The organism is Mycolicibacter sinensis (genome assembly GCF_001667375.1).
In the GTDB taxonomy this organism is placed as follows: Bacteria; Actinomycetota; Actinomycetes; order Mycobacteriales; family Mycobacteriaceae; genus Mycobacterium; species Mycobacterium sinense_A.
On sequence record NZ_LZIN01000063.1, the window covers coordinates 1 to 1,151 of the forward strand.

Here is a 1,151-nt window from a genome sequence, read left to right on the forward strand (position 1 = left end):
AGCGCAGCAGGTGGCGGCTCATGACGACGCGCTGGATCTGGTTGGTGCCCTCGTAGATCTGGGTGATCTTGGCGTCGCGCATCATCCGCTCGACGGGGAAGTCGGTGGTGTAGCCGGCCCCGCCGAATAACTGCACGGCGTCGGTGGTGACCTCCATGGCCACATCGGAGGCGAAGCACTTGCTCGCCGCGGAGATGAACCCCAGCTCGGTCTCACCGCGCTCGGCGCGCGCCGCGGCCGAGTAGACCATCAACCGCGCCGCCTCCAGCTTCATCGCCATGTCGGCGAGCATGAACTGCACCCCCTGGAAGGTGCTGATGTTCTTGCCGAACTGCTTGCGGTCCTTGGTGTATTCGATCGCCGCGTCCAGGGCGCCCTGCGCGATACCGACAGCTTGGGCGCCGATGGTCGGGCGGGTGTGATCCAGGGTGCGCAGCGCGGTCTTGAACCCGGTACCGGGTTCGCCGATGATCCGGTCGCCGGGGATGCGGCAGTTCTCGAAGTACAACTCGGTGGTCGGGGAGCCCTTGATGCCGAGCTTGTGCTCCTTGGGCCCGATCGTGAAACCCTCGTCGTCGACGTGCACCATGAACGCCGAGATGCCGTTGGCGTCCAGGTCGGGGTCGGTCACCGCCATCACGGTGTACCAACTGGACCTGCCGCCGTTGGTGATCCAGCACTTGGAGCCGTTGAGGATCCAGGCATCACCGTCGGCCTTGGCGCGGGTGCGCATCGCCGCGGCGTCACTGCCGGCCTCCCGCTCGGAAAGCGCGTAGGAGGCCATCGCCTCTCCGGAGGCCAGCGAGGGCAGCACCTGCGCCTTGAGTTCGTCAGAACCCGACAGGATCAGCCCCATGGTGCCCAGCTTGTTCACCGCCGGGATCAGCGACGACGACGCACACACCCGCGCGACTTCCTCGATCACGATGCAGGCCGCCACCGAGTCCGCGCCCTGCCCGCCGTACTCCTCGGGCACGTGCACGGCGTTGAAACCCGAGGAGTTCAGCGCCACCAGCGCCTCTTCGGGGAAGCGCGCCTGCTCGTCGACCTCCTTGGCGTACGGCGCGATCTCCTTCTCCGCCAGCGCGCGGATCGCCGCCCGCAACTCGTCGTGCTCCTCGGGGAGTTTGAACAGGTCAAACGACGGATTC

General features: G+C 66.9%; 1 protein-coding gene. It reads right to left on the reverse strand.

The window, feature by feature from the left end; all coding sequences use genetic code 11:
• Nucleotides 1-1,151 (reverse strand): acyl-CoA dehydrogenase (locus A5771_RS12510; RefSeq protein WP_064855541.1); only part of this gene is annotated, 1,151 nt, incomplete at both ends.